24 protein-coding genes and 4 tRNA genes are annotated in these 25,651 nt (G+C 61.1%); 14 read left to right on the top strand and 14 right to left on the bottom strand.

Annotated elements, in window-relative coordinates; genetic code table 11:
* The first annotated feature begins 237 nt into the window (after positions 1 to 237).
* The 6 genes from DNK59_RS26250 to DNK59_RS26225 all read left to right on the top strand — a co-directional run bounded on the left by DNK59_RS26250 (position 238) and on the right by DNK59_RS26225 (position 5,557).
* Positions 238 to 1,305: an ABC transporter substrate-binding protein gene (locus tag DNK59_RS26250; RefSeq protein WP_110725116.1), complete on the top strand. Its 1,068-nt coding sequence runs from the start codon at positions 238 to 240 to the stop codon at positions 1,303 to 1,305.
* A gap of 136 nt (positions 1,306 to 1,441) precedes the next feature.
* Positions 1,442 to 2,248, top strand: coding sequence for an alkaline phosphatase family protein (locus DNK59_RS26245; RefSeq protein ID WP_092311856.1), 807 nt, complete (start codon positions 1,442 to 1,444; stop codon positions 2,246 to 2,248).
* Positions 2,245 to 3,090, top strand: a complete 846-nt coding sequence (locus DNK59_RS26240) for an ABC transporter permease subunit (protein WP_110725115.1) — start codon at positions 2,245 to 2,247, stop codon at positions 3,088 to 3,090. Before DNK59_RS26245 ends, DNK59_RS26240 begins: the two co-directional genes overlap by 4 nt.
* Positions 3,077 to 3,877 carry an ABC transporter permease gene (locus tag DNK59_RS26235; RefSeq protein WP_060840510.1) on the top strand — a complete coding sequence of 267 codons (801 nt, stop codon included), beginning with the start codon at positions 3,077 to 3,079 and terminating at the stop codon, positions 3,875 to 3,877. Before DNK59_RS26240 ends, DNK59_RS26235 begins: the two co-directional genes overlap by 14 nt.
* Positions 3,874 to 4,863 carry an ABC transporter ATP-binding protein gene (locus DNK59_RS26230; protein ID WP_110725114.1) on the top strand — a complete coding sequence of 330 codons (990 nt, stop codon included), beginning with the start codon at positions 3,874 to 3,876 and terminating at the stop codon, positions 4,861 to 4,863. Before DNK59_RS26235 ends, DNK59_RS26230 begins: the two co-directional genes overlap by 4 nt.
* Positions 4,864 to 4,903: 40 nt before the next feature.
* Positions 4,904 to 5,557, top strand: a complete 654-nt coding sequence (locus DNK59_RS26225) for an HAD family phosphatase (RefSeq protein ID WP_092311850.1) — start codon at positions 4,904 to 4,906, stop codon at positions 5,555 to 5,557.
* A gap of 92 nt (positions 5,558 to 5,649) precedes the next feature.
* On the opposite strand, the gene DNK59_RS26220 is transcribed toward DNK59_RS26225, so the two are convergent.
* Positions 5,650 to 6,612, bottom strand: coding sequence for a zinc-binding dehydrogenase (locus DNK59_RS26220; protein WP_110725113.1), 963 nt, complete (start codon positions 6,610 to 6,612; stop codon positions 5,650 to 5,652).
* Between the two features lie 138 nt (positions 6,613 to 6,750).
* Between DNK59_RS26220 and DNK59_RS26215 the strand changes: the two genes are divergently transcribed.
* A complete protein-coding gene (locus tag DNK59_RS26215) occupies positions 6,751 to 8,835 on the top strand; it encodes a carboxy terminal-processing peptidase (RefSeq protein WP_167365628.1) in 2,085 nt (694 codons plus the stop codon).
* 134 nt (positions 8,836 to 8,969) lie between these two features.
* On the top strand, positions 8,970 to 10,796 hold the full coding sequence (locus DNK59_RS26210; protein WP_110725112.1) for a bifunctional diguanylate cyclase/phosphodiesterase: 1,827 nt from the start codon (positions 8,970 to 8,972) through the stop codon (positions 10,794 to 10,796).
* Here DNK59_RS26210 and DNK59_RS26205 read toward each other — a convergent pair.
* From DNK59_RS26205 to DNK59_RS26185, 5 genes are all read right to left on the bottom strand, one after another.
* Positions 10,747 to 11,163: a sel1 repeat family protein gene (locus DNK59_RS26205; RefSeq protein WP_092311841.1), complete on the bottom strand. Its 417-nt coding sequence runs from the start codon at positions 11,161 to 11,163 to the stop codon at positions 10,747 to 10,749. The genes DNK59_RS26210 and DNK59_RS26205 overlap by 50 nt on opposite strands.
* Positions 11,164 to 11,535, bottom strand: a complete 372-nt coding sequence (locus tag DNK59_RS26200) for a hypothetical protein (protein ID WP_003179080.1) — start codon at positions 11,533 to 11,535, stop codon at positions 11,164 to 11,166.
* Positions 11,532 to 11,873 carry a helix-turn-helix transcriptional regulator gene (locus DNK59_RS26195; protein WP_092317101.1) on the bottom strand — a complete coding sequence of 114 codons (342 nt, stop codon included), beginning with the start codon at positions 11,871 to 11,873 and terminating at the stop codon, positions 11,532 to 11,534. Before DNK59_RS26195 ends, DNK59_RS26200 begins: the two co-directional genes overlap by 4 nt.
* A 114-nt stretch (positions 11,874 to 11,987) precedes the next feature.
* The gene (locus tag DNK59_RS26190) at positions 11,988 to 12,443 is read right to left on the bottom strand and encodes a YkvA family protein (protein WP_110725184.1); all 456 of its coding nucleotides are present in this window, start codon (positions 12,441 to 12,443) and stop codon (positions 11,988 to 11,990) included.
* A 292-nt stretch (positions 12,444 to 12,735) separates the two neighbouring features.
* Positions 12,736 to 13,449, bottom strand: coding sequence for an FKBP-type peptidyl-prolyl cis-trans isomerase (locus tag DNK59_RS26185; protein ID WP_016963891.1), 714 nt, complete (start codon positions 13,447 to 13,449; stop codon positions 12,736 to 12,738).
* Positions 13,450 to 13,718: 269 nt separating this feature from the next.
* Between DNK59_RS26185 and DNK59_RS26180 the strand changes: the two genes are divergently transcribed.
* Both DNK59_RS26180 and DNK59_RS26175 read left to right on the top strand, forming a co-directional pair.
* Positions 13,719 to 15,527, top strand: a complete 1,809-nt coding sequence (locus DNK59_RS26180) for a di-heme-cytochrome C peroxidase (RefSeq protein WP_110725111.1) — start codon at positions 13,719 to 13,721, stop codon at positions 15,525 to 15,527.
* Complete coding sequence (locus DNK59_RS26175; RefSeq protein WP_110725110.1) at positions 15,524 to 16,693, top strand: catalase family protein; 1,170 nt, start codon at positions 15,524 to 15,526, stop codon at positions 16,691 to 16,693. Before DNK59_RS26180 ends, DNK59_RS26175 begins: the two co-directional genes overlap by 4 nt.
* Positions 16,694 to 16,832: 139 nt before the next feature.
* On the opposite strand, the gene DNK59_RS26170 is transcribed toward DNK59_RS26175, so the two are convergent.
* The 4 genes from DNK59_RS26170 to DNK59_RS26155 form a co-directional block, all read right to left on the bottom strand.
* A tRNA-Asp gene (locus DNK59_RS26170) sits at positions 16,833 to 16,909 on the bottom strand.
* 19 nt (positions 16,910 to 16,928) lie between these two features.
* Positions 16,929 to 17,004 (bottom strand) — tRNA-Val (locus DNK59_RS26165).
* A gap of 186 nt (positions 17,005 to 17,190) precedes the next feature.
* Positions 17,191 to 17,267 (bottom strand) — tRNA-Asp (locus DNK59_RS26160).
* Between the two features lie 19 nt (positions 17,268 to 17,286).
* Positions 17,287 to 17,362: transfer RNA gene (locus tag DNK59_RS26155), tRNA-Val, on the bottom strand.
* A 160-nt stretch (positions 17,363 to 17,522) separates the two neighbouring features.
* On the opposite strand from DNK59_RS26155, the gene rdgC reads away from it, so the two are divergent.
* The 3 genes from rdgC to sugE all read left to right on the top strand — a co-directional run bounded on the left by rdgC (position 17,523) and on the right by sugE (position 19,919).
* The gene (gene rdgC / locus DNK59_RS26150; RefSeq protein WP_092311830.1) at positions 17,523 to 18,443 is read left to right on the top strand and encodes a recombination-associated protein RdgC; all 921 of its coding nucleotides are present in this window, start codon (positions 17,523 to 17,525) and stop codon (positions 18,441 to 18,443) included.
* Between the two features lie 74 nt (positions 18,444 to 18,517).
* Complete coding sequence (locus DNK59_RS26145; protein ID WP_110725109.1) at positions 18,518 to 19,483, top strand: bile acid:sodium symporter family protein; 966 nt, start codon at positions 18,518 to 18,520, stop codon at positions 19,481 to 19,483.
* A 118-nt stretch (positions 19,484 to 19,601) separates the two neighbouring features.
* The gene (sugE, locus tag DNK59_RS26140; RefSeq protein WP_016967450.1) at positions 19,602 to 19,919 is read left to right on the top strand and encodes a quaternary ammonium compound efflux SMR transporter SugE; all 318 of its coding nucleotides are present in this window, start codon (positions 19,602 to 19,604) and stop codon (positions 19,917 to 19,919) included.
* A 62-nt stretch (positions 19,920 to 19,981) separates the two neighbouring features.
* Here the strand turns inward: sugE and DNK59_RS26135 are convergent, their stop codons facing one another.
* The 4 genes from DNK59_RS26135 to DNK59_RS26120 form a co-directional block, all read right to left on the bottom strand.
* Positions 19,982 to 21,856 (bottom strand): MFS transporter, encoded by a 1,875-nt coding sequence (locus DNK59_RS26135; protein WP_110725108.1) that lies wholly within the window; start codon positions 21,854 to 21,856, stop codon positions 19,982 to 19,984.
* A gap of 83 nt (positions 21,857 to 21,939) precedes the next feature.
* Positions 21,940 to 23,091: a TDT family transporter gene (locus DNK59_RS26130; RefSeq protein ID WP_092311821.1), complete on the bottom strand. Its 1,152-nt coding sequence runs from the start codon at positions 23,089 to 23,091 to the stop codon at positions 21,940 to 21,942.
* A 106-nt stretch (positions 23,092 to 23,197) separates the two neighbouring features.
* On the bottom strand, positions 23,198 to 23,509 hold the full coding sequence (locus tag DNK59_RS26125) for a cupin (RefSeq protein WP_060840523.1): 312 nt from the start codon (positions 23,507 to 23,509) through the stop codon (positions 23,198 to 23,200).
* A gap of 260 nt (positions 23,510 to 23,769) precedes the next feature.
* Positions 23,770 to 24,972, bottom strand: a complete 1,203-nt coding sequence (locus DNK59_RS26120; protein ID WP_110725107.1) for an MFS transporter — start codon at positions 24,970 to 24,972, stop codon at positions 23,770 to 23,772.
* Positions 24,973 to 25,064: 92 nt separating this feature from the next.
* Here DNK59_RS26120 and DNK59_RS26115 point away from each other — a divergent pair, with 92 nt between their 5' ends.
* Positions 25,065 to 25,610: a TetR/AcrR family transcriptional regulator gene (locus DNK59_RS26115; RefSeq protein ID WP_110725106.1), complete on the top strand. Its 546-nt coding sequence runs from the start codon at positions 25,065 to 25,067 to the stop codon at positions 25,608 to 25,610.
* Positions 25,611 to 25,651 lie beyond the last annotated feature (41 nt).

Raw genomic sequence — 25,651 nt, 5'->3', positions numbered from 1 at the left:
GCCCCCTGGCGAACCTGCAAATTGCCCGCCAGAACCTTGCAGAACGGGTGTTTGGTCATGGTCTACGCTTATTTCGCAGCGCCGGACCTGCGCCCGAATCCATGCGCCGACCGTTGGCACCGACATCAAAGTGTCATCCAACACGCCTAAATTGGCTCAGGTATTGCTGACCTAGACCAACCCACCGCAAGACCGTCGATAACAACGCAGCGTTGAACACGCCCAAAGGAGCTTCGGATGAAACAGCTTTTCCTGGCATCACTGTTAGGCTCGACCATTGCCCTGTGCACCGCCGCCATGGCTGCTGATAACGATTTGAAAACCCTGGAAGCCGCTGCGAAAGCAGAAGGCGCGGTCAACAGCGTCGGCATGCCCGATGACTGGGCCAACTGGAAAGGCACCTGGGAAGACCTGGCGAAAACCTACGGCCTCAAGCACATCGATACCGACATGAGCTCGGCCCAGGAGATCGCCAAGTTCGCCGCCGAGAAAGACAACGCCAGCGCCGACATCGGCGACGTGGGCGCGGCCTTTGGCCCGATAGCGGTCAAGCAGGGCGTGGTCCAGCCTTACAAGCCAAGCACCTGGGCCCAGGTCCCGGACTGGGCCAAGGACAAGGACGGCAACTGGGCGCTGGCCTATACCGGGACCATCGCCTTCATCATCAACAAGAAGCTGCTGCACGGCTCTGACGCACCCAAGAGCTGGGCCGACCTGGAAAAAGGCAAGTACAAGGTTTCCATCGGTGACGTGAGCACCGCCGCCCAGGCCGCCAACGGCGTACTGGCCGCCGCCATCGCCAAGGGTGGCGACGAGAAGAACATCCAGCCGGCGCTGCTGATGTTCGCCGAGATCGCCAAGCAGGGTCGCCTGTCCCTGGCCAACCCGACCATCGCCACCATGGAAAAGGGTGAAGTGGAAGTCGGCGTGGTCTGGGACTTCAACGGCCTGAGCTACCGCAACAAGATGGTCAACAAGGACGACTACGAAGTGCTGATCCCGTCCGATGGCTCGGTGATTTCCGGCTACACCACCATCATCAACAAGTACGCCAAGCACCCCAACGCCGCCAAGCTGGCCCGCGAATACATTTTCAGCGATGCCGGCCAGACCAACCTGGCCCGCGGCAATGCCCGGCCGATTCGCGCCGAACACCTGACCCTGCCGGCGGACGTGCAGGCCAACCTGCTGCCCAACGAGCAGTACAAGCACGTGACGCCGATCAAGGACGCCGATGCCTGGGAGAAAACCTCCAAGGCCCTGCCGCAGAAGTGGCAGGAAGAAGTGATCATCAACATGCCATAACGCTGTATCAGTCGTAGGAGCCGGCTTGCCGGCGCAGGCCTGCACGAAGGTGCAGATACCTTCGCCGGCAAACGCAGTGCCGTCCGGCCGCTCCTGCAGGCTCCACGCGCTGCCTGATCCCGGAGTCCCCCCGTTCATGAAGCACAACGTCATTCTTGTGGTGCTCGACGGCCTCAACCACGAAGTGGCCCGACACGCCATGGGCCATCTGCAAGCCTACGTCGGCGCAGGCCGCGCCGCCCTGTACAAGTTGCAATGCGAGTTGCCGGCCCTGTCCCGCCCCCTGTACGAGTGCATCCTCACCGGCGTCGCACCAATCGACAGCGGCATCGTGCACAACCAGATCTCGCGCCTGTCCAACCAGCGCAGCCTGTTCCACTACGCCCGCGAGGCCGGCCTGAGCACGGCCGCGGCGGCTTACCACTGGGTCAGCGAACTCTACAACCAGAGCCCGTTCAACGCTCCCCGCGACCGCCATACCGTCAACCCGGAACTGCCGATCCAGTACGGCCACTTCTACTGGAGCGATCACTACCCCGATTCCCACCTGTTCGCCGATGCGGAGAACCTGCGGCTGCGTCATCAGCCGAACCTGCTCCTGGTGCACCCGATGAACATCGACGATGCCGGGCACAAGCACGGCCTGGACAGCGCCCAGTACCGCAACAGCGCGCGCTCGGCGGACATCATCCTCGCCGACTATCTGCAAGGCTGGCTCGATGCCGGCTATCAGGTACTGGTGACGGCCGATCACGGCATGAACAACGACCGCTCGCACAATGGCCTGCTGGCCGAGGAGCGGGAAGTCCCACTGTTCGTGCTCGGCGATGCCTTCAGCCTCGACCCCAACGCCACGCCCAAGCAAACCGAGCTGTGCGGCACTATCTGCCAACTGCTGGGCGCAGCCCATGACAAACCTTTCTGCCGGGAGCTGTTGCAGTGAATTCAGTGACCCGCGGCAAATGGCTGGCGGCGCTGTGCCTGGTGCCCTTTGTCCTGTTCTTCATCGTGTTCCAGATCGCCCCGCTGGCATGGGTGCTGATCAACAGCCTGCAGTCGGAAGAGTTCGGCTGGGGCCTGGCCAACTTCAGCAAGATCTTCAGTTCGAAGTTCTATCTGCAGGCCATCCAGTACAGCCTGGAGATCAGTTTCTGGTCCAGCGTGTTCGGCATCATCATCGCCGTGCTGGGCAGCTACTCGCTGCGCAGGGTGGACTCCAGGCTGCGCAACTTCGTCAACGCCTTCGCCAACATGACCAGCAACTTCGCCGGCGTGCCCCTGGCCTTTGCCTTCATCATCCTCCTGGGCTTCAACGGCACCATCACCATCATGCTCAAGCAGTCGGGGATCATTCAGGACTTCAACCTGTACTCCAAGACCGGGCTGATCATTCTCTACACCTACTTCCAGATTCCCCTGGGCGTGCTGCTGCTCTACCCGGCCTTCGACGCCCTGCGTGAAGACTGGCGCGAATCCGCCGCGCTGCTGGGTGCCAGCGGCTGGCAGTTCTGGCGACATATCGGCCTGCCGGTGCTGACCCCGGCACTGCTCGGCACCTTCGTCATCCTCCTGGCCAACGCCCTGGGCGCCTACGCCACGGTCTACGCCCTGACCACCGGCAACTTCAACGTGTTGCCGATCCGTATCGCCGCCATGGTTTCCGGGGACATCTCCCTGGATCCGAACATGGCCAGCGCCCTGGCCGTGGTGCTGGTGGCACTGATGACCCTGGTGACCATCGTCCATCAGCTGCTGTTGAAGAGGAGCTACCATGTCTCGCGCTGAACCCGGCTCCGCCGCGCTCTACCACCGGGTGGTGGTCTACTTGCTGTTCGCCATCCTGCTGCTGCCGCTGCTGGGGACCTTTGTCTATTCCATCGCCAGCAGTTGGTCGGCCACCATCCTGCCCAGCGGCTTGACCTTCAAGTGGTACCTGCAGCTGTGGAGCGACCCGCGCTTTCTCAACGCCTTCGGCCAGTCGCTGCTGGTCTGCGTCGGCGCGCTGGTGCTCTCGGTAGTGTTGATCCTGCCGCTGCTGTTCGTGGTGCACTACCACTTTCCCAAGCTCGATGCGCTGATGAATATCCTGATCCTGCTGCCCTTCGCGGTGCCGCCGGTGGTGTCTTCGGTGGGCCTGCTGCAGCTCTATGGTTCGGGGCCCTTGGCCATGGTCGGCACGCCCTGGATCCTGATCGGCTGCTACTTCACCGTGGCGCTGCCGTTCATGTACCGGGCCATCACCAACAACCTGCAGGCGATCAACCTCCGCGACCTGATGGACGCCGCCCAACTGCTCGGCGCCAGCACCTGGCAGGCGGCTTTCCTGGTGGTCCTGCCCAACCTGCGCAAGGGCCTGATGGTGGCGCTGCTGCTGTCGTTCTCGTTCCTGTTCGGCGAGTTCGTGTTCGCCAACATCCTGGTCGGCACCCGCTATGAAACCCTGCAGGTCTACCTCAACAACATGCGCAACAGCAGCGGCCACTTCACCAGCGCCCTGGTGATCTCCTACTTCTTCTTTGTGCTGGTTCTGACCTGGGCCGCCAACATCTTGAACAAGGACAAAAGCCAATGAGCTTCGTCAGCGTCCAACACCTGCAAAAGCACTACGCCGGCACCACAGTGTTCAGCGACATCAATTGCGAGATTCGCAAAGGCGAGTTCGTCACCCTCCTGGGCCCGTCCGGCTGCGGCAAATCCACCCTGCTGCGCTGCATCGCCGGGCTGACCCCGGTGGACGGCGGCAAGATCCTTCTCGACGGCCAGGACATCGTGCCCCTGAGCCCTCAGAAACGCGGGATCGGCATGGTGTTCCAGAGCTACGCGCTGTTTCCCAACATGACCGTGGAACAGAACGTGGCCTTTGGCCTGCGCATGCAGAAGGTCAACGCCGACGACAGCCACAAGCGCGTGCAGGAAGCCCTGCAACTGGTGGAGCTCAACGACTACGCCAGCCGCTACCCCCATCAACTGTCCGGCGGCCAGTGCCAGCGCGTGGCCCTGGCCCGCTCTCTGGTGACCCGACCGCGCCTGCTGTTGCTGGACGAACCGCTGTCGGCCCTGGACGCGCGGATCCGCAAGCATCTGCGTGAACAGATCCGCAACATTCAGCGGGAGCTGGGACTGACGACCATCTTCGTCACCCACGACCAGGAAGAAGCGCTGACCATGTCCGACCGGATCTTCCTGATGAACCAGGGCAAGATCGTCCAGAGCGGCGACGCCGAAACCCTCTACACCGCCCCCGTGGATGCCTTCGCCGCGGGCTTTATCGGCAACTACAACCTGCTGGACGCCGAAAGCGCCAGCAAGCTGCTACAACGGCCGGTCAACGGGCGCATCGCCATTCGCCCGGAAGCCATCGAACTGCGCAAGGAAGGCCAGTTGGATGCCCTGGTGCGCAGTCACAGCCTGCTGGGCAATGTGATCCGCTACCGGATCGAAGCCCGTGGCGTGGAACTGGTGGTGGATGTACTCAACCGCTCGGCCGATGACCTTCATGCAGACGGCCAGCGCCTGGCATTGACCATCGATCCGGCAGCCCTGTGTGAGGTAGCCTGATGGCATTCACGCAATTGATCCTGAAGAGAGAGCGGTACTGATGGCCCTGGCAATTTTTGATCTGGACGAAACCCTGATTCACGGCGACTGCGCCACCCTCTGGAGCGAGCAGATGGGCCGCCTGGGCTGGGTCGACAGCGAATCGTTCATGCGCCGCAACCATGAGCTGATGGACGCCTACAGCCACGGCAAGCTGGCCATGGAGGAATTCATGGATTTCAGCCTGGAGCCCATGACCGGGCGTACACCGGAGGAAGTCGCGCACTTGGTCGAGCCCTGGGTGGAAGAGGTGATCGAACCGATCATCTTCAGCGATGCCTGCAAAGCCATCGCCGCCCATCGCCAGGCCGGCGACCGGATCCTGGTGATCTCGGCCTCGGGCACCCATCTGGTGAAACCGATTGCGGCCCGCCTGGGCATCGACGAAGTGCTAGGCATCGAGCTGGAGGTGCAACATGGGGCCTACAGCGGCCGCACCGTTGGCACCCTGACTTACCGCGAAGGCAAGATCACCCGCCTGCTGGAATGGCTGGATGCCGAGGAGGAAAACCTGGAAGGCGCGACCTTCTACTCCGACTCGCGCAACGACCTGCCGTTGCTGCTGCGAGTGGATCATCCGCAAGTGGTGAACCCGGACCCGGTATTGCGTGAGCACGCAGAAAAAGCCGGCTGGCGGATCCATCACTGGAAGTGACCTGCCCCCGAGAACCCCGGAGCTGGCTTGTGTAGGAGCTGGCTTGCCAGCGAACTCAATCGCCTTATCCGGCAGGTCAGCTCCTACAGGGCTCAGTTCAGGCTGGGGTCAATCACCAGCACCAGCTTGCCCGACACCTTATTGGTCGCCAGTTCGGCAAAGGCGACTTCAGCGTCCTGAATCGGAAAGGTCTTGGCCAACTGCGGACTCAGACGTCCCTCAGTAAACAGCGGCCAGACATTTTGCCCGAGGTCGCTCAGCAGATCGGCCTTGAACTGCTCGTTGCGGCTGCGCAGGGTCGAGCCGAGCAACTGGATGCGCCTGGCCAGAACCTGGGCCAAATCCAGTTGCGCTTCACGCCCCCCCATCAAGCCGATCAACACCCAACGCCCATCCACCGCCAGCAACTTGAGGTTGTCGGCCGCGTAATTGGCCCCCACCGGATCAAGAACCACATCGAACGGGCCAAAGTCCCGCAGCGCCTCCAGGCCATCGGTACGCACCACGCCGCCCTGGGCCCCCAGGCTTTCGCAATAGGCCAGGCGATCAGCGGAACCGACACTGACCCAACACGGATTACCGAACGCCTTGCACAATTGAATGGCGGCCGAACCGACACCACTGGCCCCGGCGTGCAACAGCACCTTCTCCCCGGGCTTGAGCGCCGCCAGTTGGAACAGGTTGAGCCAGGCCGTGGCGTAGACCTCGGGCAATGCCGCCGCTTCGACCAGGGACAGGCCCTCAGGCACCGGCAGCACATGGCGCGCATCCACTACCACTTCCTCGGCCATGCCGCCACCGGCCAGCAGCGCGCACACCCGATCTCCGATCTGCCAGGACGAACCCGGGCCTACTTCGCTGATAATCCCCGAGCACTCAAGGCCCAGGATCGAGCTGGCTCCCGGAGGCGGAGGATAGAGTCCGGCTCGCTGCAGCAGGTCGGCACGATTGAGCCCCGCAGCCGCCACACGAATGCGAACTTGCCCTACATCACAGGCCGGACTTGGCTCTTCAACCCACTCCACATGACCTTCAACGCCTTGCAATGCTTTCACAGTGCCTCCATAGTGAGTCTGGACTGAGCCCGGAGCGGTAGCACCGGGCTTTTTGCATTATGCGACCGGCCCTTATGGAACCGGCGACTTCAAAGACGGCCTAATATGCGTTATCAATTGCCCCCGCGTCGAATCAGCATGAAGCATTTGTTCCCCAGCACCGCCCTCGCCCTTTTCATTGGTTTCGGCTTACTGCCGATGTCGACCAATACGTTCGCAGCCAATAGCTGGGACAACCTTCAGCCCGATCGCGATGAGGTAATTGCCAGCCTCAATGTTGTAGAACTGCTCAAACGCCACCATTACAGTAAACCGCCGCTGGACGATGCGCGCTCGGTGATCATCTACGACAGCTACCTGAAGCTGCTGGATCCGTCGCGCAGCTACTTTCTGGCCAGCGACATTGCGGAATTCGACAAATGGAAAACCCAGTTTGACGATTTCCTCAAGAGCGGCGACCTGAACGCCGGATTCACCATCTACAAGCGTTATCTGGACCGGGTCAAAGCGCGTCTGGACTTCGCCCTCGCGGAACTCAACAAGGGCGTCGACAAGATCGATTTCAACGCCAAGGAAACCTTGCTGATCGACCGCAAGGACGCACCATGGCTCAAGACCACCGCAGAACTCGACGACCTGTGGCGCAAACGCGTCAAGGACGAAGTGCTGCGGATGAAGATCGCCGGCAAGGATCCCAAGCAGATCCAGGAAACCCTGACCAAGCGCTACAAGAACCAATTGGCGCGCCTGGACCAGACCCGGGCCGAAGACATCTTCCAAGCCTACATCAACACCTTCGCCATGTCCTACGATCCGCACACCAACTATCTGTCGCCGGATAACGCGGAAAACTTCGACATCAACATGAGCCTGTCGCTGGAAGGCATCGGCGCCGTGTTGCAGAGCGACAACGACCAGGTCAAGGTCGTGCGCCTGGTGCCGGCAGGCCCGGCCGACAAGACCAAGCAAGTGGCTCCTGCGGACAAGATCATCGGCGTTGCCCAGGGCGACAAGGAAATGGTCGACGTGGTCGGCTGGCGCCTGGACGAAGTGGTCAAGCTGATCCGTGGGCCGAAAGGCACCCTGGTGCGCCTGGAAGTGATACCGGCGAGCAATGCGCCAAATGATCAGACCAGCAAGATCGTGCCCATCACCCGCGAAGCGGTGAAGCTCGAAGACCAGGCGGTGAAGAAGTCGATCCTCAACCTCAAGCAGGATGGCAAGGACTACAAGCTCGGGGTGATCGAGATCCCGGCCTTCTATCTGGATTTCAAGGCCTTCCGCGCCGGTGACCCGGACTACAAGAGCACCACCCGCGACGTGAAGAAACTGCTGACCGAGTTGCAGAAAGACAAGGTCGACGGCGTGGTCATCGACCTGCGCAACAATGGCGGCGGTTCTCTCCAGGAAGCCACCGAACTGACCAGCCTGTTCATCGACAAGGGCCCGACCGTACTGGTGCGCAACGCCGACGGCCGTGTCGATGTACTGGAAGACGAAAACCCCGGCGCCTTCTACAAAGGCCCGATGGCGCTGCTGGTCAACCGCCTCTCGGCTTCGGCGTCGGAAATTTTCGCCGGTGCCATGCAGGACTATCACCGCGCACTGATCATCGGTGGCCAGACCTTCGGTAAAGGCACGGTGCAGACCATTCAGCCACTGAACCATGGCGAGCTGAAACTGACCCTGGCCAAGTTCTACCGGGTTTCCGGCCAGAGCACCCAGCATCAGGGCGTGCTGCCGGATATCGGCTACCCGTCGATCATCGACACCAAGGAAATCGGCGAAAGCGCCCTGCCTGAAGCCATGCCGTGGGACACCATCCGCCCGGCCATCAAGCCCGCCGTTGATCCGTTCAAGCCGTTCCTGGCCCAGCTCAAGGCCGAACACGAAAGTCGCTCGGCGAAAGATCCGGAGTTCGTGTTCATCCGCGACAAGCTGGCCCTGGCACAGAAACTGATGGCGGAAAAGACCGTCAGCCTCAACGAGGCCGATCGTCGCGCACAACATGCCGACATCGAAGCCAAGCAACTGGCGCTGGAAAACGCGCGTCGCAAGGCTAAGGGCGAAGAGCCGCTCAAAGAGCTGAAGAAAGAGGACGAAGACGCGCTGGCCGCTGCCGAGCCGGACAAGACCAAGCCGGAAGACGACGCCTACCTGAGCGAAACTGGGCGCATTCTGCTGGACTATCTGAAGCTCAACACCTCGGTGGCCAAGCACTGAAGATGATGGCAATTTAATTCGATCGCTCCTCGGATCGTCATTAAACAGTCATCATTCTGTCGTGAAATAAAGGACCGGGCGCCGCTCTTGAACTGGAGCGGCGCCCGGTCCTTTTTTTATCGACAGAGATCGCCATGACCACGACCGAACAGCTGAGTGCATTGAGTTCAATCCTGGCTCAAAGCGGTTTGCACAGCCTGTTCCAACCGATCATCAGCCTTTCCGAGCGGCGCATCCTGGGTTACGAGGCCCTGAGTCGCGGTCCCTCCAACAGCCCCCTGCACTCCCCTGTCGCCCTGTTTGCGGTAGCGCGTCAGGCCGGCCGCCTGAGCGAACTGGAGATCGCCTGCCGCCACAGCGCCTGCAAACGCTTCAGCGAGCAGCAACTGCCCGGCAAACTGTTTCTCAACGTCTCCCCCGAATCCCTGCTGGAGGCGGCCCACCAACCCGGGCGCACCCTGCAACTGCTCCAGGACTTCGGCATCCCGCCCAGCCAGGTGGTGATCGAACTCACCGAACAAACGCCCATCGACGACTTTCAGCTGCTGCAGAATGCCCTGCATCACTACCGCGACATGGGGTTTTCCATCGCCCTGGACGACCTCGGCGCCGGCTATTCAAGCCTGCGCCTGTGGTCCGAGTTGCGCCCGGATTATGTGAAGATCGATCGACACTTCATCGACGGCATCCATCAGGACGCGCTCAAACGCGAGTTCGTCGGTTCGATCCTGCAGATCGCCAAGGCTTCCCGCGCCCAGGTCATCGCCGAAGGCATCGAGATGCTCGAGGAACTGGCGGTGCTCACTGAAATGGGGGTCGATCTGGTCCAGGGCTACTTGCTGTGCCGGCCGCAGGAGCAGCCGCCACGTGATGCGCGGGCGATGATGCCCAAACACGACCATCCCAGCGTGGCGCTCAACGACGAAGGCAGCGACCTCAGCGCCCTGCTCAACGAGCAACCGGCCGTCGCCCGCAATACGCCAACGGCCAACGTCCTGGAAGCCTTTCGCCGGCAAGCCAACCTCAATTCCCTGGCTGTCCTTGACGAGCTGGACCAGCCCTGCGGGATCGTTCATCGGCACTCACTCTCGGACGCCCTGCTCAAACCCTTTGCCACCGACCTGTTTGCCCGCAAACCCATCAGCCGCCTGATGAACGACGATTTCCTCGCCGTCGAACTCAGCCAATCCCTGCAGCAGGTCAGTCGCCTGATCACCAGTCGCGCGCGGCAACGCATCGAGGAAGACTTCATCATCACCCTCAACGGCCAGTACCTGGGACTGGGTCGGGTCATAGACGTACTCAAGCTGATCACCGAGCTGAAAATCCAGCAGGCTCGCTACGCCAACCCGTTGACCTTGCTGCCGGGCAACGTCCCCATCCAGCAGTGCCTTACACGCTTGCTGCAGCAGGGGCGGGAATCGGTGATCTGCTATGTGGATATCGACAGCTTCAAGCCCTTCAACGATATCTACGGCTATGGCCGTGGCGATGAAGTGCTGCTGTGCCTGGCTCAATGCCTGAATGATCGGGTCGATCCCAGCCGCGACTTCGTCGGGCATATCGGCGGCGATGACTTCTTGCTGGTGCTGGGTCCGGAAGACTGGCGCAAGCGTCTGAATCAGCTGCTGGACGACTTCCACAGTCAGTGTCGACGCTTCTATCGCAGCGAACACCTGGAAGCCGGCTGTTTCGTAGCGCCCAACCGCCAGGGCGTGCGCCAGGAGTTTCCCCTGTTATCGCTGTCCATCGGCGTGGTGCACCTGTATCCAGAGGCCTGTGGACAACTGGATTCCAGTCAGCTGGCGGAACTGGCATCCCAGGCCAAGCATCACGCCAAGAACGTCCAGGGCTACAGCATCCACGTGATCGACAGCCTGGAAGCCGCAACCAGCCTGGGAACGCATCCCCTCAAAGAGCCGCTGCAGGATCAGCCGATTGATCGAGCTGCATCAGTTTGAGCTCCGCAAGAGGATGACCGGCCTGTGCCGAAAGCCGCCACCAGCGGGCGGCCTCGACCGCATCGGGAGCCTTGCTGGGCGAGCCGGCAAGACTGATCACACCCAGTTGATAGGCCGCTTTGCCGTCACCCGCCAATGCCGCCAGACGCAACAGGCGCTGGCCTTCCTCACGCGCACCAAGCCCTTGCCCGCGAAAGGTCAGGATGTGCCCATAGAAACTCTGCGCACCGACGTTACCCAGATTGGCCATGCGTGCGAACTGCCCTTCCATCCAACGCCAGGTACGGGGTTGACGGATAAACCAGGGCCAATGAAACAAGCGGCGCGCCAGCCAATAGCCGAGTCGCGCCTTGAGTGGCAGGAACATTCAAGCCTCCGCTGATTCGGGGTACTCGTACTCGAACACCCGCACCACTTCCGAAGCGTGCCATGAGGCGGCAGCCACCCCATCGGAAGGCCCGGAAAAACGTCCCAGGCGCTCGACACACTCGAAGAATCCGGTACGCGGCAAACGACTGGCGCCCTGGCTGATCACCAATGAGCTGCGCAGTGGCTGTTCGGCTCGAGCATCCAGGGCCGCCAGGTGCTCCAGGGCGGCCGTCAAGGTCTGCATGGCCGGACTGGGCAGTTGCAATCGCTCCAACAGCGCACGATAGGTTAAAAGGTGACGTTGACGACGGGCTTGATCCAGCTCACCCAACAGCCCATCCCAGTGCTGACGACTGATCCTTACACTCACGATTGCTCCCTCCACCCCGGCACCGTCAACTCCCAGGCCAGGCTGCGGCGAATCGCAGCGTCGGGTTGACGCTCGCCACTTTCAATCAGGGCCAGGTAAGACGGACTGATACCTACTTTGCGGGCCAGCGCCTCGATGGCGATGCCCTTCCCTTCGCGCAGATTGCGTAATTGATCCAGGCCCGGAAGACTCTGGGCCGGTGGCGCCGCCTGAGACGTAGCGCCAGCATGTGATAGTGGTTCGGTGAGGCCTGCGGCTGTCAATAAAGCTTGATACTGAGCCCACGGCAGAACCGCGTATTCGGGCTCGCCATCGCGTTCAATAATCTGAATATCCATTACTACCCCGTAGGACAACGACACTTATCGAGTCGGACTTTTCCTTTGAAGTGTAATCCTAACAGCGGCTGCGGTCGCGGGAAGCATGATTGTTGACGCCGCGAGTCAATCGACTCAGTTTTGCCGCGGTCCCTCCAGGCGCAACTGTTCCGGTGTATCCGGCAGACGTTCGACTGCCGCCAGTTTTTCCGGGCGCTGACGGCCACGCCAAGCGCGGAAGGCGCTGAGTTCGTCGTCCAGGGTCTTCATCAGCCAGGCCAGCACGGCAATGTCGTCGAGCATGCCAAACACCGGGATGAAATCGGGAATCGCGTCCACCGGACTGAGGAAATACATCAGCCCCGCCACCACCGATAACAAGGACTTGGAGCTGATCGCCCGATATTCGCCTCGCCAGTAAGCCAGGCATAACGCCTGGAGCAGGCGCAGGTCGTCTTTGACCTTGCCCAAGCGCCCTCCCTGGATCGCTCCCTTGCTGGCGACCGCGAACAATAGCGTCGGCAAACGACCACGGCTCAGCAACCGGCCCGCCAAGGGCAGGAAGCGAGCAAAGTTCCAGGGTGTTTTCATCATCACTCCCACTGAAATGTTATCCACACAAATTGTGGATAACCTTGTGAACAGAGCTATTTTTCACGGCTGAAAGCCCCGTCTCACAAGGGCTGAGCTCAGATCGGGCGTTTTTTACTCACATAAAAAAACCCATAATTTCATTGACTTGGCAGCCTTCAACGACTACCCGCAGCTGACAACCCGTTCTGACCGCGGACGATGCCGCTGGTTCGCATTAATTGCCAGATGAGTCTTGCAGAAACGACAACGCCCCGTAAAAACGGGGCGTTGCTTCAGGCGCAAAGACAGGTTACTTGGCGGCGTCCTGCTTGGCTGGATCCTTGATCCCCAGCAGTTCCAACTCGAATACCAGCACCGAGTTGGCCGGGATCGACGGGCTTGGGCTTTGCGCGCCGTAAGCCAGATCGCTAGGGATATACAACTTGTACTTCTCACCCACGTGCATCAATTGCAGGCCTTCAACCCAACCGGGGATCACGCCACTGACCGGCAGATCGATCGGGCTGCCACGCTCTACCGAGCTGTCGAACACGGTGCCGTTGGTCAAAGTACCGGTGTAGTGAACGGTCACCACGTCAGTCGGCTTTGGCTGAGCGCCGTCGGCCTTCTTCAACACTTCGTACTGCAGGCCGGAAGCGGTGGTGGTCACACCGGCTTTCTTGCCGTTCTCTTCGAGGAATTTCTTGCCGGCAGCCGCCGACTCTTCGCTCATCTTGGCCATGCGCTCTTCGGCACGCTTTTGCAGCGCGGCAAAGGCTTCGACCAGCTCTTCGTCCTTCAGCTTCTGTTCTTTCTTGCCGACGGCATCTTCGATGCCCTGGGCGACGGCTTTGGAATCCAGATCATCCATGCCTTCCTGAGCCAGGCTCTTGCCCATGTTCAGGCCGATACCGTAGGAAGCTTTTTGCGCCGGGGTTTTCAGCTCTACGCTGGTCTGCGAATCACAACCCGCAAGTACCAGGCTAACCAGGGCCACCGCCGCCGCCAACCGATGCTGTTTCATGCTATTTCCTTGTTCATGCGCCTAAAGGGCAATCGAATAAAGCCGCGAGCTTATCAGGCGACCACGACCAATGGCTACCGGCGTAAGAGTAGTAAATGTCCGATAAGTTCACGTCTTTAAACACGTTTTTGTGCTGTGGGGAACGCCCCGCCCAGGCGGCTGAATGAGGCACTGGAACGAGCGCGAATAACCATAGCGCAAGTAATGGCTACTTGCCGCGTCAATGACGCTCAGGCATAAGGAAGGCAAATTCGACAAGGACGTACATCTTGCGCCTCATTTACCGTGTATTACTGATAATCGCCGTCCTGATCGGCACAGTCCTGGCCGTGGTCCTGTACTACATCGCCAACCCCAAGCTTCCTGAATATGTGCCCGTCGAACAGGTGCACTATCTGGATCAATGGGATGCAACAGACCGCCAGACCTACTATTTCACCCCCCAAGGCACCCAGGTCAAAGGCCTGCGCTATGAATGGTTTGTGGCCCTGGAACTGCCCTTCTCCGAACAGTCCTTTGCCGCGCCCGAGTACCTGGCGCGCTTTGGCTTTCTGGTGGAGCCCGGACAGAAAGCCACAGCGCTGAATCCCGGCAACCTCCCGGCAGGCTTCGCGCGCCACCAAAACCCCGGCAGCCCGGAACACTACCTGGACATCACCTGCGCGGCCTGTCACACCGGCGAACTGCGCTTCAACCATCAGGCCCTGCGTATCGACGGAGGCTCGGCGCAGCACGTACTGCCCTCAAGCGTGCCGACCCTGCGTGGCGGCAGCTTCGGCCAGGCGCTGGTGGCCAGCCTTGCCGCCACCTACTACAACCCCTGGAAATTCGAACGTTTCGCTCGCAAAGTCCTGGGCGACAACTATGAGGAGCAGCACCAGCAACTGCGCAAAGACTTCAAGCGCTCACTGGACAACTTCCTGCAAGTGGCCTGGAACGATACCCACCGCGGCCTGTATCCCACCGAGGAAGGGCCGGGTCGTACCGACGCATTCGGGCGCATCGCCAACGCCAGTTTCGGCGACGCGATTTCCCCAGAGAACTACCGCATCGCCAATGCTCCCGTGGACTACCCGCAATTGTGGGATATCTGGACATTCGACTGGGTACAGTGGAACGGCTCGGCGCAGCAACCCATGGCGCGCAATATCGGCGAAGCCCTCGGGGTCGGCGCGACCCTGAACCTGTTCGACGCCAACGGCCAGCCGCTCACAGGCGAATCACGCTATCCATCCAGCGTGCGGGTTCGTGACCTCAACCTCATCGAAGAAACCTTGCAGCGCCTCAAGCCCCCGGCCTGGCCGGAAACACTGCTGGGCGCCGTCGATAAGCCCCTGGCCGCCAAGGGTCGTGAGCTGTTCGTCCAGCATTGCGCAGGCTGCCATCAGCCGTCGGTGAGCGAGAACAATGGCCGACCGGTTCAGCAGTTGAAAATGCTCCCGGTTTCCGTGATTGGCACCGACCCGAACTCCGCCAGCAATATCGCCGACCTGCGCTATGACCTCAGCGCCCTGCAGTGGGATACCGCCGAGCTGGCAAAATCCAATGTCGAGCTGCACCCGACGCCCACCGAACCGCTGGACCTGCGCCAACTCTCGGCGGCCAAGGGCCTGGCCTACATCACCGCCTTCGTCGAAGAGCGCGCCTATCGTGACGCCAAGGTCAGCCCCGAGGAGCGCCCACGACTGGACGGCTATGGCCTGCCAATCGGGGTACGAGAGCTGCGCGCCTACAAGGCCCGCCCGCTGGCCGGGGTCTGGGCAACCCCGCCCTACCTGCACAACGGCTCGGTGCCCAACCTGTATCAACTGCTGTCTCCGCAAGCGGAGCGCTCGACGACCTTCTATCGCGGCACCTTCGAGTACGACCCCAAGCACCTGGGCTACCGCCCGGAAGCCTTCAAGAATGGTTTTGAATTCGATACCCGCATCAGCGGCAACCACAACAGCGGTCACGAATTCCGCCCTGGCCAGCGAGGCAACGGAGTTATCGGCCCGTTGCTGCAGCCCGAGGAGCGCTGGGCATTGCTGGAATACCTGAAAGTGCTGGGCGGACCGCTGGAGTCACAACTGCCATGAAACTCGATCTCGCAAGAAAACGACCGTCGCTGCTGGCCAGGCTGTGGCTGCGCCTGGGCTCATTGCTGGGCAAGACGCTGCTAATGCTGCTGGTCATCGGCCTCCTGGCCTGGGCGCTGTCCAGCGCCTGGTTCGCCTGGCAGCACCGCGGCCCGGTGGCGGTACAGGAGCAGATTCCCGCCGATGAGGCCGCGCGCACCCAGGACATCATCCAGACCGCCGTGCGCATCGTCGACCAGCACCGCGAGGGCACCCGCTACCTGCGCGATGCCCATGCCAAGGCCCATGGCTGCGTAAAAGCCGAGGTCCAGGTACTCAAGGACCTGAGTCCGGAGCTGCGCCAGGGAGTGTTCGCCAGTCCTGGCCAGACCTGGCAAGCGACGGTGCGCTTGTCCAATGGCAATGCCTATCCGCAGTTCGACAGCATTCGCGACGCCCGCGGCATGGCAATCAAACTGTTGGATGTGCCAGGGCAACAGTTGATACCCGCGGAATCGGGGCGACGCGAGCAGGACTTCGTGATGTTCAACCATCCGAACTTCTTCGTCAGCGATGTGGCCGAGTATCAGCAGAACATCGCCGCCCAGGCGGACGGCAAGAAAGCCGGGGCGTTCTTTCCTGACTGGGATCCTCGCAGCTGGCAGGTCCGCCACCTGTTCATCGCCCTGGCCACGCTGTCACCGGCACCGGCCAGCCCGACCCAGAGCACGTACTTCTCGGTTTCGCCCTACAAGTTCGGCAATGCCAATGCCAAGTTCCGGGTGATGCCGGACCCCGACAGTTGCCCGGCCTACAGCCTGCCGGCGCAGAATCAGGACCTGCCCAACTTCCTGCGCAGCGCCCTGACCCAACAACTGTCCACCGATCGGGTTCCGGCCTGCTTCGTCCTGCAGATCCAGCGTCAGAACCCGAGCCGGTTCATGCCGATCGAGGACACCAGCATCGAATGGAAGGAAAGCGACGCCCCCTTTGAAACCGTGGCGCGCTTGACCATTCCCGCACAGGACTTCGACACCCCGGCGCAGAACCTGGCCTGCGACAACCAATCCTTCAACCCCTGGTTCGGCATCGAAGCCCATCGCCCCATCGGCGGTATCAACCGCTTGCGCAAAGCGGTCTACGAAGCTGTCAGCGACTATCGGCACAGCCGAAACGCCGAGCAGTAAGCCATGAACAAGAAAAGCGGCCCAAGGGCCGCTTTTTTTCGCACAGGATCTGAACCAAGCCAAATCCCAGACAGCAAAAAGCCCGCGTTAGCGGGCTTTCTGTGGTGACCTGGCGTTCAGTGTTCCAGGTTACCGAATATGGCGCAGCGGACGGGACTCGAACCCGCGACCCCCGGCGTGACAGGCCGGTATTCTAACCGACTGAACTACCGCTGCGCGTAGCGTTGAAAGTAAGTGGTGGGTGATGACGGGATCGAACCGCCGACATTCTGCTTGTAAGGCAGACGCTCTCCCAGCTGAGCTAATCACCCTTTACCTTCGTTGCGGGGCGCATTATGCCACAGAAATTCGTAAAGTGTTGATTTAATTAATAATTTTATTAAAAAACCAAATTTCCGTGAACAGCAACGCAACCCACATAACTCTTTACAGCAAAAAGCCCGCGCTAGCGGGCTTTCCGTGGTGACCTGGCGTTCAGTGTTCCAGGTTACCGAATATGGCGCAGCGGACGGGACTCGAACCCGCGACCCCCGGCGTGACAGGCCGGTATTCTAACCGACTGAACTACCGCTGCGCGTAACACTGAATGCGAATGGTGGGTGATGACGGGATCGAACCGCCGACATTCTGCTTGTAAGGCAGACGCTCTCCCAGCTGAGCTAATCACCCTTCACGTTCGGTGTGGCGCGCATTCTACGGAGCAGTCCGTACTCTGGCAAGCACTTTTTATAATAATTTTTTCAGGCCCTCCAAAGGCTTAGCGAAGGGTTGGCCTGAGCAGCAGCGAAGAGAATAATGCCCTCCTTTGTATAAAGGAGAGATTCACCCCATGTGGTTCAAAAACCTGCTGATCTATCGCCTGACCCAAGATCTGCCTTTTGATGCTGAGGCGCTGGAAACTGCACTGGCGACCAAACTGGCGCGCCCCTGTGCAAGCCAGGAGTTGACCACTTACGGTTTCGTCGCCCCTTTCGGCAAAGGTGAAGACGCCCCGCTGGTTCACGTCAGCCAGGACTTCATGCTGGTGGCCGCACGCAAGGAAGAACGCATCCTGCCTGGCAGCGTGGTGCGCGACGCGGTGAAGGAAAAGGTCGAAGAGATCGAAGCCGAACAGATGCGCAAGGTCTACAAGAAGGAGCGCGATCAGATCAAGGATGAAATCATCCAGGCCTTCCTGCCCCGCGCCTTTATCCGTCGCTCTTCGACCTTCGCCGCCATCGCCCCGAAACAGGGCCTGATCCTGGTCAACTCGGCAAGTCCCAAGCGCGCCGAAGACCTGCTCTCCACCTTGCGCGAAGTCCTCGGCACCCTGCCAGTACGTCCGCTGACCGTGAAGATCGCCCCGAGCGCAATCATGACCGACTGGGTCAAGACGCAGAAAGCCGCCGACGACTTCTTCGTGCTCGACGAATGCGAGCTGCGCGACACCCACGAGGACGGCGGCATTGTGCGCTGCAAGCGCCAGGACCTGACCGGCGAGGAAATACAACTGCACCTGAGCACCGGCAAGGTGGTCACTCAACTGGCCCTGGCCTGGCAGGACAAGCTGTCCTTCATGCTCGACGACAAGATGGTGGTCAAGCGCCTGAAGTTCGAAGACCTGCTGCAGGACCAGGCGGAACAGGACGGTGGTGATGAAGCCCTCGGCCAGCAGGACGCCAGCTTCACCCTGATGATGCTGACCTTCGGCGACTTCCTCCCGGCGCTGTTCGAAGCCTTGGGCGGCGAGGAAATTCCGCAAGGTATCTGACGCCTTGTCCGGATAGCCGCCCGCACTAGACGCCACCGCCCTCGGTGGCGTTTTCACATAAAAAGGAACAGGTCATGCGCGCACTGGCTGCACTCAGCCGCTTTGTCGGCAACACCTTCGCCTACTGGGTACTGATCTTCGCCATCCTGGCATTCTTTCAGCCCGGCTGGTTCATCGGCCTCAAGGGCGCCATTGTGCCGCTACTGGGCCTGGTGATGTTCGGCATGGGGCTGACCCTGAAACTCGAAGACTTCGCCGAAGTGGCGCGTCATCCCTGGCGGGTGGCCCTGGGGGTAGTGGCGCATTTCGTGATCATGCCAGGCGTGGCCTGGGCCCTCTGCCAGGTATTTCACCTGCCGCCGGAAATCGCCGTCGGAGTGATTCTCGTCGGCTGCTGCCCAAGCGGCACTTCCTCCAACGTCATGACCTGGCTGGCCCGAGGCGATCTGGCTCTGTCGGTAGCGATTGCCGCGGTGACCACCCTGCTCGCCCCGCTGTTGACCCCGGCACTGATCTGGTTGCTGGCCTCGGCCTGGTTGCCGGTGTCGTTCATGGAGTTGTTCTGGTCGATCCTGCAGGTGGTGCTGCTACCGATCGCGCTCGGCGTCCTGGCCCAACGCCTGCTGGGCCAGCGGGTGCAGCACGCGGTAGAGGTGCTGCCGTTGGTTTCGGTGGTGAGCATCGTCATCATCGTCACCGCCGTGGTGGCGGCCAGCCAAGCGAAAATCGCCGAATCCGGGCTGCTGATCATGGCAGTGGTGATGCTGCACAACAGCTTCGGCTATTTGCTGGGCTACTTTACCGGCCGAGTCTTCAAACTGCCCCTGGCACAACGCAAATCCCTGGCACTGGAAGTCGGCATGCAGAACTCCGGCCTCGGGGCGGCCCTGGCCAGCGCCCATTTTTCGCCCCTGGCGGCCGTGCCCAGCGCCCTGTTCAGTGTCTGGCACAATATTTCCGGTGCGCTGCTCTCTACCTACTTGCGCCGCATGCATGACGAAAACGAGCAAAAACTGGAAACACAACAGCTCAGCGACTGAGCGGAAAAACTGATCGCCCGAACAGAATTGGGCAGTATACTGCGCACCGCGAGGACGACCTCGCCACTCGATCGAGTGATTAATTCTGGGGACGACCCCGTCCACCGATGAGGTCAGCATGTCCTGGATCATTTTGTTGTTTGCCGGTTTGTTCGAAGTAGGCTGGGCCGTCGGCCTGAAGTACACCGACGGTTTCAGCCGTCCGTTGCCCACCGCCCTGACCATCCTCGCCATGGCCATCAGCCTGGGCCTGCTCGGCCTGGCCATGAAGGAACTGCCCCTGGGCACCGCCTACGCCATCTGGACCGGAGTGGGTGCCATCGGCACGGTCATCGCAGGGATCATCCTGTTCGGCGAATCCATGGCCCTGGTGCGCCTGGCCAGCGTGGCGCTGATCATCGCCGGCCTGGTGGGCTTGAAGGTCAGCGCCAGCTGATCGCCACCGCGCAGCAATGAAAACGCCCGCAGCAATGCGGGCGTTTTTGTATCCGGCAGAAACTAGCGCCGTGATCCGCGCAATTGCGCCACCAGGGTCTGCAAGTGCGCCGGCTCCGCCGTCTCCACCGCCACTACCGGCCCGGCCACCAGGGTCACTCGTGACCAGATGCGATGAAAGAAGCCCTTGCTCGGATCGCGGCTGAAGAAGCTGCCCCACAAGCCTTGCAGGGCCATGGGAATCACCGGCACCGGGGTTTCTTCGAGAATCCGTGTCAACCCGCCCTTGAACTCGTTGATCTCGCCATCGGCCGTCAGCTTGCCCTCGGGAAAAATGCACACCAACTCACCGTCGCGCAGGTACTGGGCAATCCGTTTGAAGGCCTTTTCGTAGATCTCCAGATCCTCATGCCGTGCAGCGATAGGAATGGTTCCGGCGGTGCGGAAGATAAAGTTCAGCACTGGCAGGTTGTAGATCTTGTAATACATCACGAAGCGAATCGGCCGACGCACCGCGCCGCCAATCAACAAGGCATCGACGAACGACACGTGGTTGCACACCAGCAACGCCGCCCCTTCATCGGGGATCTGCTCCAGGTTGCGATGCTCGACACGGTACATGGAATGGCTGAGCAGCCAGATCATGAAGCGCATGCTGAATTCCGGCACCACTTTGAAGATGTAGACGTTGACCGCGATATTGAGCAGCGACACCACCAGGAACAGATGAGGAATGGTCAGTTCGACCATGCTCAGCATGACGATGGAAACCAGCGCCGAAACCACCATGAACAGCGCATTGAGAATGTTGTTGGCGGCGATCACCCGAGCCCGTTCGTTCTCCGGTGTGCGCGACTGGATCAGCGCATACAGCGGCACTATATAGAAGCCACCGAAGACCCCCAGGCCCAGAACGTCGAACAGCACCCACCAGGCGTGGGCAAAACCCAGGACTTCGAGCCAGCCATGTCCGCTGGCGCTCTGCGGAATGCCGCCGGAATGCCACCACAGCAACAGGCCGAACACGGTCAGGCCAAAGGAGCCGAACGGCACCAGACCGATCTCGACCTTGCGCCCCGAAAGCTTCTCGCACAGCATTGATCCCACCGCGATACCCACCGAGAACACGGTAAGAATCAGGGTCACCACCGTCTCGTCACCGTGCATCCATTCCTTGGCATAGGCCGGAATCTGGGTCAGATAGATCGCCCCGACAAACCAGAACCAGGAGTTGCCGACAATGGAACGCGACACCGCAGGGGTCTGCCCCAGGCCCAGGCGCAGAGTGGCCCAGGACTGGCTGAAGATGTTCCAGTTCAAACGCAGGTCCGGGGTCGCGGCGGCTGCTCGGGGAATCGCCCGGCTGGCCAGGTAGCCGAGCACCGCGACACCGATCATGGCGCTGGAGACAATCGGCGCGTAATGCGCCGACGACATCATGATTCCGGCACCAATGGTGCCTGCCAGGATCGCCAGAAAAGTGCCCATTTCCACCAGGCCGTTGCCGCCCACCAACTCCTCCTCGTGCAGGGCCTGGGGCAGGATCGAGTACTTCACCGGGCCGAACAGCGCCGAGTGAGTGCCCATGGCGAACAACGCCACCAGCATCAACGACAGGTGATCGAAGGCAAAGCCCACCGCTCCCACCACCATGATCGCGATCTCCCCGAGCTTGATCAGGCGGATCAATGCATCCTTGGCGAACTTCTCGCCAAACTGTCCGGCAAGGGCGGAAAACAGAAAGAACGGCAGGATGAACAGCAAGGCACAGAGGTTGACCCAGATCGACCGGTCTCCCTCGATGCTCAACTTGTACAGAATGGCCAGGATCAGCGACTGCTTGAAGATGTTGTCGTTGAACGCGCCAAGGGATTGCGTGATGAAAAACGGCAGGAACCGCCGCTTGCGAAGCAAGGTGAACTGCGAAGGGTGACTCATCGTCCATGTCCCTGAGTGGCGTGGATACTGTTATTGGAATGTCGAATATCGATCCAGGCCACAACCTTACCTATCTTTGCCGATTATTTCCGTAAGCCCGCAATGCACGGCGAAACAAACAACTCTCCTTTATAGGCGCCCTGCAGCGTACGCTTGGCCACGATCAGCCACATCACCGCCAGCGCCACCACCAGCACCGCGCCAAACACGCTGAAAAAGCCCAGGTGCAAGGTGCTGCCCAGTTTCAGAGTGGCCAGCGAATACACCCCCAACGGGAAGGTAAAGCCCCACCAGCCGAGGTTGAAGGGAATGCCCTCGCGCAGGTAACGGCGGGTGATCAGCACGGCCATCAACATCCACCACAGGCCGAAACCCCATAAGGTCAGGCCCGCTACCAGCCCCAGGCCGGCGGCAATCTCGCCCACGCCGGGCAAACCATTGGCAGCAAAGATCGCCGGCGCGTCGCCGCCCAGTACCAGCATGCCCAAGGCACCGGTGCCGATCGGCCCCAGGGCCAGCCAGCTGGAGGCCGCCATGCTTTCGTGGGGCAATTTGTGCAAGGCCATGCGCAGTAGCAGGATGGTCAGGATGCTGAAGGCCACCGGCAGCGAGAAAGCCCACAACACGTAACTGGTATTGAGCACCACCCATTGGGCATGGGCATCCACCAGATGCGGCGCCAGCAAGCCACCGCTGGCCGCTGCCACTTCGGCCGCCACCACCGGCAGCAACCAGACGGCGGTCATCTGATCGATGCTGTGCTCCTGCCGGGTGAACATCATGTAGGGGATCAACACCCCGCAAGCCAGGGACATGGCCACATCCAGCCACCACAACACTTGCGCCAGATGCACCGCCGCCTCACCCCAGCGTGGAATGCCGAACAGCAGCAAGCCATTGATGAGGGTCGCCAGCCCCATGGGAATGGTGCCGAAAAACATCGATACCGTTGAATGAGCAAAGATTCGCCGCGCCTCATCGAAGAACAGCACCCAGCGCGCGGTGTACATCGCGGTAAAGAGCAAAAACAGGATGATGGTCAACCACCAGAAGCCTTCGGCCACCTGATGCAGGCCGGGCACCGGAGCCGGCCATTGGGCCAGCGCCAGGGCCAGGACTCCGGTGCCCATGGTGGCGGCGAACCAGTTGGGCGTGAACTGACGAATGGCTTCGCGTGGGTGTTGCAGATGACTCAAGGGCCGGCGGCCGGTTTTGATGCTGTGGGTGCATGGCATGGCGTGTCTCCTGTCCTCTGATGAGGTGGAGTCCATGGTAGAACCGAATCGAATATCTATATAACGGGTAATTTCTCTATCTGTTATCTATTTTACAGATATAAAGCTAGACGCTGCCCGCGGACTCAATCACCAACACCCTGGCAACACCCTGAGGATGAGCCACATGCTCGGTCCCCAGGTCGGCATAAAAAATATCACCCACCTCCAGCAGCACCGACTGCTCCAGCCCTTCAAGGCGATAGCGCATCTGCACCTGGCCACCCAGCACCACGAATACCTCCTCACCGTCATTGACGTGCCAGCGGTAGGGCTGGTCAGTCCAGTGCAGGCGCGTGGTGATGCCGTTCATGTTGGCAATGTCCAGGGCCGCCCAGGCCCGTTCACCGGTAAAGTCCGCGCTGCGAATGACCTTCATGCCGACCTCCCTGGCACCCGGGATTCCGAGCGACCCAAATGGCAGCCCGTTACCGGCAAGGTGAAACACCAGCGATGCAGCAGCCGGTCGAACAACCGACGATCAGGCTCAGGGGACATAAGGCACTCCATGGCAACAGGGAACAGGCGCCCATAGTGAACGTGAGCAGCCCTTTCGCCAACCGACACCCATGCGCTCAATCGCCAGGACAAACCGGTCCATGGACCATCAACCCTACTGCAGGGCAATCGAGTATTTGCTCAGGCTCCCGGCGCCGTGCAGGGCTGCAGGGGACGCCGCACCAGCACCAGGAGCGCGCCGAGGGACAACAGGATCAGCAGCGCACCGTAACCATCGGTGGTGGCAATCAGGCCGAAGCGACGGGTGAGGTTTCCCGCCAGCAAGGCCGGCAGGCAGAACGCCAGGTAACTCAAGACATAAAACGCCGACATCAGCCCCGCGCGCTCATGGGGCAAGGCCAGCGGCACCACGCTGCGCAACGCGCCAAGAAAACCGGCGCCAAAGCCACTGCCCAGCACCAGGGTGCCGACGAAAAACGCTATCAGGCTGGCACTGTGCACGGCGCCGAGCAGCAGCATCACCCCCAGCGCCAGCAACCCGGCCCCCAAGCGCAGGACCTTGTCGGCCGGACGCTGGCGCAAGGAAAAGATCATCACCGCGCCACTGAGGGTCAATACCGCCACCATGGCCCCGCCGATCAGGTTCGAAGTGGAGCCGGTGGCGGCGCGAACCAGCGACGGCGCCAGGGACAGATAGAACCCCCCCACCGCCCACACCGCCACATCCACCGGCAACGCCAGCCATAATGCCCGCCGTGCTTGCGGCGGCACATGCAGCGTCGGGCGCAGCGAGGCCCAGGCGCCGGGCTGCGCGCTGACACTTTCCGGCAAGCGCCAGACATACAGGGCCTGAACGCAGAATACCGCCAACAGCAGCCAGTAACTGAGCTGCAGCGGCAGGGGCGCGAACTCCACCAGCAGGCTGGCCCCCATAGCGCCGCAGGCCATGCCCAGCAAGGGCGCCACACTGTTGACCAAAGGGCCCTGGCGACGATCGACATCCAGCAGCGCGGCACCAAGCACACTGGTGGCCATGCCGGTGGCAAAGCCCTGAATCACGCGCGCGGCAATCAGCCATTGCACCCCGCTTTGATTGATGAACAGCAGCATCGCCAGGCAATTGAGCAGCAGAGCGACGAAAATCACCGGCCGACGCCCCAGGTAGTCCGACAGCGAACCCACGGTCAACAGCGCCGCCAACAGGCTCAGGGCGTAAACCCCGAACACCAGGGTCAACACCGCCGGAGAAAAATGCAGGGACTCCTGATACAGGTGATACAGCGGTGTCGGCACGCTGGACGCCGCCAGGAAACTCAGCAGAGTAACGGCCAGAAATACCAGACTGCGACGGCTGGCCCCACAAGCATTGATTGCACCGGACATGAGCACGCTCCACTAAAGCTAATATTTTGCTTTTGTGCAGTGTGCTACCGGCCTGAGCTTAAAGCAAATTCTTTGTGTTAAGGTTCGACCCCATGGCCATTAAAGAAGCTTTACGCCCTGGCGGCCGCAGCGCCCGGGTTCAGGAATCGATCCATACGGCAGTCCGCGAACTCCTTGAAGAACAGGAGCGCTCGACCCTGACCGTGCCGCAGATTGCCACCCGCGCCGGCGTCACCCCGTCGACCATCTATCGGCGCTGGGGCGACCTCTCGGCGCTGCTGGCCGATGTCGCCCTGGCGCGCATGCGTCCGGACAGTGAACCGGCGAACACCGGCAGCCTGCGAGGCGACCTGCGCGCCTGGGCCGAGCAGTACCTGGATGAAATGAGCTCGGAACCCGGGCGCAACATGATGCGCGACGTGCAGAGCAGCGCCACGCCAGGCTATTGCGTGACGATCCTCAGCGCGCAATTGCAGACAATCCTCGAACGCTATCGGGACAGTGAAGAACCCCTGCCGGACCTCGACCGCCTGCTGAACCTGATCGTGGCTCCGACGGTGTTCCGCATCCTGTTCTCCGCCACCCCGCTGTCGGTACCGGAACTGCACGCCCTGATCGAACTGGCCCTCCTGCCCTAGCCTGCAGAAACGGCGGCCCGGCCCTGCGACATCAGACCGCG

This window comes from Pseudomonas sp. TKO26 (genome assembly GCF_003225665.1).
Lineage (GTDB): Bacteria > Pseudomonadota > Gammaproteobacteria > Pseudomonadales > Pseudomonadaceae > Aquipseudomonas > Aquipseudomonas saponiphila.
This window is presented reverse-complemented; position numbering and strand designations above follow the sequence as displayed.

Bases quoted from the DNA above. Each gene is read 5' to 3' on its own strand.
- DNK59_RS26250 (WP_110725116.1), top strand. From the start codon at position 238: ATGAAACAGCTTTTCCTGGCATCACTGTTAGGCTCGACCATTGCCCTG.
- DNK59_RS26245 (WP_092311856.1), top strand. From the start codon at position 1,442: ATGAAGCACAACGTCATTCTTGTGGTGCTCGACGGCCTCAACCACGAA.
- DNK59_RS26235 (WP_060840510.1), top strand. From the start codon at position 3,077: ATGTCTCGCGCTGAACCCGGCTCCGCCGCGCTCTACCACCGGGTGGTG.
- DNK59_RS26230 (WP_110725114.1), top strand. From the start codon at position 3,874: ATGAGCTTCGTCAGCGTCCAACACCTGCAAAAGCACTACGCCGGCACC.
- DNK59_RS26225 (WP_092311850.1), top strand. From the start codon at position 4,904: ATGGCCCTGGCAATTTTTGATCTGGACGAAACCCTGATTCACGGCGAC.
- DNK59_RS26215 (WP_167365628.1), top strand. From the start codon at position 6,751: ATGAAGCATTTGTTCCCCAGCACCGCCCTCGCCCTTTTCATTGGTTTC.
- DNK59_RS26210 (WP_110725112.1), top strand. From the start codon at position 8,970: ATGACCACGACCGAACAGCTGAGTGCATTGAGTTCAATCCTGGCTCAA.
- DNK59_RS26205 (WP_092311841.1), bottom strand. From the start codon at position 11,163: ATGTTCCTGCCACTCAAGGCGCGACTCGGCTATTGGCTGGCGCGCCGC.
- DNK59_RS26195 (WP_092317101.1), bottom strand. From the start codon at position 11,873: ATGGATATTCAGATTATTGAACGCGATGGCGAGCCCGAATACGCGGTT.
- DNK59_RS26190 (WP_110725184.1), bottom strand. From the start codon at position 12,443: ATGAAAACACCCTGGAACTTTGCTCGCTTCCTGCCCTTGGCGGGCCGG.
- DNK59_RS26185 (WP_016963891.1), bottom strand. From the start codon at position 13,449: ATGAAACAGCATCGGTTGGCGGCGGCGGTGGCCCTGGTTAGCCTGGTA.
- DNK59_RS26175 (WP_110725110.1), top strand. From the start codon at position 15,524: ATGAAACTCGATCTCGCAAGAAAACGACCGTCGCTGCTGGCCAGGCTG.
- rdgC (WP_092311830.1), top strand. From the start codon at position 17,523: ATGTGGTTCAAAAACCTGCTGATCTATCGCCTGACCCAAGATCTGCCT.
- DNK59_RS26145 (WP_110725109.1), top strand. From the start codon at position 18,518: ATGCGCGCACTGGCTGCACTCAGCCGCTTTGTCGGCAACACCTTCGCC.
- sugE (WP_016967450.1), top strand. From the start codon at position 19,602: ATGTCCTGGATCATTTTGTTGTTTGCCGGTTTGTTCGAAGTAGGCTGG.
- DNK59_RS26135 (WP_110725108.1), bottom strand. From the start codon at position 21,856: ATGAGTCACCCTTCGCAGTTCACCTTGCTTCGCAAGCGGCGGTTCCTG.
- DNK59_RS26130 (WP_092311821.1), bottom strand. From the start codon at position 23,091: ATGCCATGCACCCACAGCATCAAAACCGGCCGCCGGCCCTTGAGTCAT.
- DNK59_RS26125 (WP_060840523.1), bottom strand. From the start codon at position 23,509: ATGAAGGTCATTCGCAGCGCGGACTTTACCGGTGAACGGGCCTGGGCG.
- DNK59_RS26120 (WP_110725107.1), bottom strand. From the start codon at position 24,972: ATGTCCGGTGCAATCAATGCTTGTGGGGCCAGCCGTCGCAGTCTGGTA.
- DNK59_RS26115 (WP_110725106.1), top strand. From the start codon at position 25,065: ATGGCCATTAAAGAAGCTTTACGCCCTGGCGGCCGCAGCGCCCGGGTT.